This window comes from Luedemannella flava, from assembly GCF_039528515.1.
GTDB lineage: Bacteria > Actinomycetota > Actinomycetes > Mycobacteriales > Micromonosporaceae > Luedemannella > Luedemannella flava.
On the sequence record NZ_BAAALT010000364.1, the window covers coordinates 1 to 5,708 of the forward strand.

At 70.6% G+C, this 5,708-nt stretch carries 9 protein-coding genes; 4 read left to right on the forward strand and 5 right to left on the reverse strand.

The window, feature by feature from the left end; translation table 11 throughout:
- Positions 1-36: 36 nt before the first annotated feature.
- Both ABD211_RS33500 and ABD211_RS33505 read right to left on the reverse strand, forming a co-directional pair.
- Complete coding sequence (locus tag ABD211_RS33500; protein ID WP_344140609.1) at positions 37-396, reverse strand: hypothetical protein; 360 nt, start codon at positions 394-396, stop codon at positions 37-39.
- A gap of 55 nt (positions 397-451) precedes the next feature.
- Positions 452-1,075 (reverse strand): hypothetical protein, encoded by a 624-nt coding sequence (locus ABD211_RS33505; RefSeq protein WP_344140611.1) that lies wholly within the window; start codon positions 1,073-1,075, stop codon positions 452-454.
- Positions 1,076-1,135: 60 nt separating this feature from the next.
- Here ABD211_RS33505 and ABD211_RS33510 point away from each other — a divergent pair, with 60 nt between their 5' ends.
- Positions 1,136-1,753 (forward strand): hypothetical protein, encoded by a 618-nt coding sequence (locus ABD211_RS33510; RefSeq protein ID WP_344140613.1) that lies wholly within the window; start codon positions 1,136-1,138, stop codon positions 1,751-1,753.
- Here ABD211_RS33510 and ABD211_RS33515 read toward each other — a convergent pair.
- From ABD211_RS33515 to ABD211_RS33525, 3 genes are read right to left on the reverse strand one after another with little or no spacing between them, the layout of a single operon-like run.
- Entirely contained in the window at positions 1,709-2,179 is a 471-nt protein-coding gene (locus ABD211_RS33515) for a GNAT family N-acetyltransferase (RefSeq protein ID WP_344140615.1), read from the reverse strand. The two genes, ABD211_RS33510 and ABD211_RS33515, sit on opposite strands and share 45 nt — an antisense overlap.
- Positions 2,180-2,221: 42 nt before the next feature.
- A complete protein-coding gene (locus ABD211_RS33520) occupies positions 2,222-2,365 on the reverse strand; it encodes a hypothetical protein (protein ID WP_344140617.1) in 144 nt (47 codons plus the stop codon).
- Positions 2,362-3,165 (reverse strand): class I SAM-dependent methyltransferase, encoded by an 804-nt coding sequence (locus tag ABD211_RS33525; protein WP_344140619.1) that lies wholly within the window; start codon positions 3,163-3,165, stop codon positions 2,362-2,364. Before ABD211_RS33525 ends, ABD211_RS33520 begins: the two co-directional genes overlap by 4 nt.
- A 174-nt stretch (positions 3,166-3,339) precedes the next feature.
- Between ABD211_RS33525 and ABD211_RS33530 the strand changes: the two genes are divergently transcribed.
- The 3 genes from ABD211_RS33530 to ABD211_RS33540 all read left to right on the forward strand — a co-directional run bounded on the left by ABD211_RS33530 (position 3,340) and on the right by ABD211_RS33540 (position 5,681).
- Positions 3,340-4,839 carry an amidohydrolase family protein gene (locus ABD211_RS33530; RefSeq protein ID WP_344140621.1) on the forward strand — a complete coding sequence of 500 codons (1,500 nt, stop codon included), beginning with the start codon at positions 3,340-3,342 and terminating at the stop codon, positions 4,837-4,839.
- A 63-nt stretch (positions 4,840-4,902) separates the two neighbouring features.
- Positions 4,903-5,247: a S24/S26 family peptidase gene (locus ABD211_RS33535; RefSeq protein WP_344140623.1), complete on the forward strand. Its 345-nt coding sequence runs from the start codon at positions 4,903-4,905 to the stop codon at positions 5,245-5,247.
- The gene (locus ABD211_RS33540; protein WP_344140625.1) at positions 5,244-5,681 is read left to right on the forward strand and encodes an aminoglycoside phosphotransferase family protein; all 438 of its coding nucleotides are present in this window, start codon (positions 5,244-5,246) and stop codon (positions 5,679-5,681) included. The genes ABD211_RS33535 and ABD211_RS33540 overlap by 4 nt, the downstream gene beginning before the upstream one ends.
- The last annotated feature ends 27 nt before the right edge of the window (positions 5,682-5,708 follow it).

Genomic DNA, 5,708 nt, shown 5'->3' on the forward strand with positions numbered 1-5,708 from the left:
CACCGCCAAAAGCTCAAGTTATTCCTCGGCAGTTCCTTAGTTCCAGTTCGTCGCGGTACAGGTCGTGACGTGGCAGTCCTCGCAGATGTACAGAGTGCGCCAACCGTGCCCGTACTCGCGGATGTAGTTCTCGACCGTGACGACGTGGAACATCAAACGGTCGCACGAGCGGCAATGGGGGTTGGGGTAGAGGCCTATCGCGGGTCCGCCAGCCGTGCCGACGACGCCGGGCGTGGACAGGACGTGGCCGTTGGAGTAGGTGAGGCTGTCGTCGTAGGGGCGGAGGATCACCAAGCCCAGACCGCGCGTGTCATCGTTGTCGACCGCGTCGCTCTCCCCATCGGGCGCCTCGTCATGCGCGACGGTCTCGTCGGACCAGCGGCCGTCGCGGTCCACGGTCGCGCTCACCACCCAGCCCAGCGAGCCCTGTGGGCCGGCGAGGTGCGCACGATCAGCCGGCCAACGCGGCATCCCGGGCAGGTCGGACAGTTCGGAGTGACACGTAGTGCCAGGCCACCGCAGTCGCGCCCGGATCGCGGACGACGTCGGCCAGCCGCAGGCCCACCGGGTGGTCGGCGGCGGCAACGGAGGCTCTGCTGAACAACTGGCGCAGTTCGACAGCGCGCCGGTCGAGCGAGAACCGGCGCTGCGCCGGACCCTTCGGCGGGACCCAGATCCCGCAGTCCTCGAACTCGCGGGCGTCAGCGCCGGTGCGGACCAGATCGGCTACCGCGGCAAGCGCCGCCTCGGTGCCGATCGCCGCGAGCGCCCACGCCGCCTGGAACTGCCAGCCGGCCCGCAGGCGCCGGGCCAGGTGCTCCACGCAGCCGTCGGGCGCGTCTGCCAGCAGGACGCACAGGTTGTCGTAGGTAACGTCGAACCCGTCGAGAAGCTCCGCGACCACTGTCTGCTGGTGCGGTCGGAACCACTCCGGGCTCACGCCAGCGACGTAGGAGAAGTGGTCGCCGAGCTTCGCGCGCAACCGGGCATCCGGGACAGCCCGGCCGAGCAGTTCCACCAGTGCCGCCACGTCGCCGGCCGACGCGACCGGAAAGGATTCACCCGTCAACGGCACGGCCGGACCCTATCAACGATCATGTGACGGTGGTGTGCGGCGTTGGCTACCGTGTTCGCCGTGATCACCACACCGCCGCCCAGGATCCCCCTCGCCCTACGGATCGTGCTGTTCGTGCTCGCCATGGGGCTGAGCATCGCCGTCGCCGTGTGGGTGCAGAACCTGGTTGACGAGGTCGACTGGCTGCGGGCCGCGCACCGGCTCCTGCGGGACGACGGCCTGGCCATCGTGACAATGTCCCTCTCGGGCATCGTGATCGGGGCCGTGCTGCACAGTCCCGGCGCCGGTGGGACGCTGCGGCGCGGCTGGCTGGCGACGTTCGGGATGCTGGCCTACGGCCTGGTCATCGTGGGGCTCGCGGCGCTGATCCGGCCGCTGGCGTTCCCGTATTCGCCCGGTGGTGGCCGGGGCGACGCGGGCGCGCTGTACCCGGCGTGGCTGACCTGCGTCCTGCTGTCCTTCGCACTCGTCGCCTGGGGCGGGGGTCCGTTCTCTGCCGAGGTCCACCACCGCAGGACCGCGCGCGGGGCCAAGGCCGCACCGTCACCGTCCTGGCTCGGGCGTGCGTGGTCGGCCGTGCCGGCTCCGGTGGCCATGGCCGGGCTCCTCGGCTGGCTGATCGGCGGATCCTGCCTACTGCTCCTGCTCATCGGCAGAGCCGCGCGGGCCGTCTTCTAGGTACAGGTCGACGAATTCGGCGGTCTCGTCGTCGACGACGTAGCGGTCGAACTCGACGAAACCGCGACGGACGGCGAAGGCGAGCCCGTCCGCGTTGGCCGCGAGCACCACCGTCTCGATGCGGCGCGCGCCCATCGTGCGCGCCTCGGCCAGCATCGCGTCCAGGTAACGCGAGCCGAAACCCCTTCGACGGTACGGGGGAAGGATCCGCACGATCACCGTCGCCGTCGTCCCGTCCGATCGCGGCGGCCGGATCGTGGCGTTGCCGACCAGCACGTCAGCGTCGTACGCCAGGGTCAGGCGGTTGCGGGTCAGGCGGTCGCGCATCTCATCGGCGGTCAGCTGGTGCGCCGGGATGATCTCGTTATGGACCGCGCGCCACTGCTCGACGGTGTCCGGACCGACCGGAACGATGCGCAACGCCATGTGTTCTCACCTTCCCGGGTACTGTGCACAACCGCCGCGACGCTACCGCTTCAGTGCCCGATACCGCTTGACGAGCGCGGTGAGCCACTCGTGGTCGGCGTCGCCGTTGAGCTCGGCGACCAGCTCGTCCGGCTGAAGACGCCGCGTGAGCGGAACCCGGTCCGGCGAGGGCAGTCGGCCGCTCACCGGACACGTTCGGCGAGCCTCAGCTCCGTCAGGTGGCGCTTGACGACCTGGCCCCCGTAGTCGACGTCTATGAGCCGCGCGATGGAGTTCAGCAAGGCGCTCTGCTGCGCCTCCGGCAAGGCACGGTGGCCGGAGTAGGTCAACAGCAGATCCAGGTACTCCGCTGTCGAGTACCGCTGCTCCCACTCGTATCGGTAGAAGCTCGCAGGCCCGAACCGCTCCGACGAGGTCAGCTCCCGATCGTCCGCCGGAATGTTCTGAGCACCTTCAAGACGCAGGCCCGGTGGCGTGGACGGATCGAAGCGCTCGTAGAGCTTCTGAATCTCAACGAAGAACGCCTCGGTCCAGGTGCCACCGGCGATGTGGTGGGTTCCCACGGTGGCCAGCAGACCACCGAGACGCAGGGCGTCAGCGGACTTCGACACCCGCACGGCCGGATCGATCCAGTGAAACGCCGTCGCGGAGAACACCGCGTCGAACGGTTCCGCAGGCAAGGGCCACTCCTCGAACGCTGCCGTCACGACCGCCACCGAGTCGGAGCCGGCAAGGTTTCGCCGGGCCGCAGCAGCCATGTCCGCGCCCAACTCGACGGCCACGATCCGGTAGCCCCGTTCGGCCAGCGGCACGGTCGCCTGCCCAGTGCCACAGCCGATCTCCAACAGCCTTGTCCCGGGCGCTAATCCGGCCGCAGCGAGATCATCGAACAGCTGTGCCGGATACCGGGGCCGCGCACGGTCATACCGTTCAGCGTCCTCGTTGAAGGTTTCTCGCAGCCTCACGTAGTCGTTGCTACCGCTCACCCGCAGAGGGTACGGGTGCCGCTCCTACGGCAGGCACTCAATCGCCCGATCGACGGCCGTGGACGCCCGCGCATCGGAGGTGTCAACCGGGCGGTCGGCGGTTACGTGGTGTCGTTCGCGACATTACTGTCGGCTGCACCCGAGGCGAGGGAGGCGGCAGTGTCCGATGTAGAGGTGAGTCGGCGGGGTTTCCTGCGGTGGCTGTCGTTCAGCGGCGCCGGGGTGGCCGCGTCCACCCTGCTGGCGGATCCCGCGGGCGCCTCCGCGCCGGACCTCACCGTGTTCGTCAACGGTCGCCTCATCGACGGCACCGGCGCGCCGACACGATCGGACGCGGTGATCGTCGTCGCCCGCGACAAGATCGTCGCGGTCGCCCAGGGTCGGGGCGTCCCCCGCCCGGCCGGCGCGCGGACCGTCGACCTCGCCGGGCGGTACGTCATCCCCGGCCTGTGGGACATGCACGCCCATAACATCGTCGACGAGGCGATCTTCCCGCCCCTCTACCTCGCCAACGGGGTGACGGGCATCCGCGAGATGCGCGGCGGGCCCGAGGTGCGCGCCACCCGCGCCCGCATCGAGCGCGGCGAGCTGCTCGGCCCCCGCGTCGTGGCGGCCGGCCAGATCGTGGACGGGCCGGCGACGTTCCTGGGGCCCGAGGACATCATCGTGCACGACCGCCGCGAGGTCATCGCGACGGTCCGCCAGATCAAGCGCGACGGCGGCGACTTCGTCAAGGTGTACTCCCACCTGACGCCCGAGCTGTACCAGGACGTCGCCGACGCGACCCGGCGCGAGCACATCCCGTTCGCGGGGCACATCCCGTACCTGGTGCCGGCCGAGGACGTGTCCCGGGCGGGGCAGCACACCGTGGAGCACCTGCTCGGCATCCCGGTCGCCGTGTCCGGCCAACGGGACGCGTTCAACGCGCTCATCGCGCAGACGCCGCTGGTGGACCCGTTCGCCTACTACTACTTCATGCGCGAGTTGGACTGGCAGGCCAGCGAGAGCTACGACCCGGCGCGGGCGGCGGCGTTCTACCGCCTGCTGATCCGCAACCGGACGTGGCAGGTGCCGACGATCACCGTGCTGCGGATGGTCAACTCCCCGCTCGGCACGTTCGACAACGACCCCCGGCTGGTCTACATCCCCGAGGCGTACCGGCAGCCGTGGGCCGAGCGCCACGCGATCTTCGCGCCGACCACGCCCGAGCAGATCGTGGTCCAGGCGCGCTTCCTCGACGCGCTGATCGCCATCGTCGGCGCTATGGAGGCGGCGGGCGTGCCGTTGGTCGCGGGCACGGACTGCAGCAACCCGTTCGTACTCCCGGGGTTCAGTCTGCATGACGAGCTGGCCAACCTGGTCGGGGCGGGCCTGAGCCCGATGCGCGCCCTGCAGGCGGCCACCCGCGACGCGGCGCGGTGCCTGGGGATCGACCACCAGCACGGCACCGTGACGCCGGGCAAGGCGGCCGACTTCGTCGTGCTGGACGCCGACCCGCTCGCCGACATCACCAACACCACGCGGATCCATGCCGTCGTCGCGCGGGGCCGGCACATCACCAGCGCCGACCGCGAGCGGATGCTGGCCGACGTGCGGGCCGCCGCCGAGAGCCCGTCGCCGACCACCCTCGCGGCGGCCACGGCCGGCTGCGCCTGCCACGCCCCGAGGCGTTAGGCCGGTTCCCGATCGCGAATACTCGATCGCGACGCGGCGGGGCCGCGCCGCATACTCCGTGCTGTGGGAATGCTCGACCTGATGGCCGGCCGGGTCGCCGCCGGCGCGACCGTGGAGTTCCGGCCCAGCGGCGGCTCGATGGTCCCGCTGATCCACAGCCGCCAGCTCGTCACCGTGTCGCCCGTCGACCCGACGAAGTTGGAGGTCGGCGACATCGTGCTCGCCAGGGTCGCCGGCACCGTCTACCTGCACCTGGTCTCCGCGCTCGACGCCCGCGGCCGGGTCCAGATCAGCAACAACCAGGGTCGCGTCAACGGCTGGACCAGCCACGCCAGGGTCTACGGCATCTGCACCGCCGTGGACGGCAAGCCCCGACCACGCCTCGCCGAGAAGATCAGAAAACCATGACCACGCGGTACGTCCGGGTGGACGGCGACCGCGTCGACCGTCCTGCCGGGTGGTGGACCCCCACGGTGCACGCCCTGCTCCGCCACCTGCACGAGGTGGGTTTCACCCGGGTACCCGTACCGCTGGAGGTTGTTGACGGGCGGGAGGTGCTCGGGTTCATTCCCGGCGAGTCGGGGGCCGACGGCTGGCGCCAGGTGGTGCCCGAGGCGGGCCTGCGGGCCTTCGCCCACCTGCTGCGGGACTTTCACCAGGCGAGCGCCGGTTTCGTGGCGCCGCCGGATGCCCGGTGGGCGCTGGCGGACGGGCCTGCCCGCGCCGGCGAGGTGATCTGTCACGGCGACTTCGGGCCGTGGAACGTCGTGTGGCGCGACGGCCTGCCGGTCGGCCTGGTGGACTTCGACTTCGCCCAGCCCGGCGACCCGCTAGATGATTGAGTCCGAAGTTCGGGCTGGTCAGTGGTC

Coding starts and splice junctions, on each gene's coding strand:
- ABD211_RS33515 (WP_344140615.1), bottom strand. CDS start 2,179: ATGGCGTTGCGCATCGTTCCGGTCGGTCCGGACACCGTCGAGCAGTGG.
- ABD211_RS33540 (WP_344140625.1), top strand. CDS start 5,244: ATGACCACGCGGTACGTCCGGGTGGACGGCGACCGCGTCGACCGTCCT.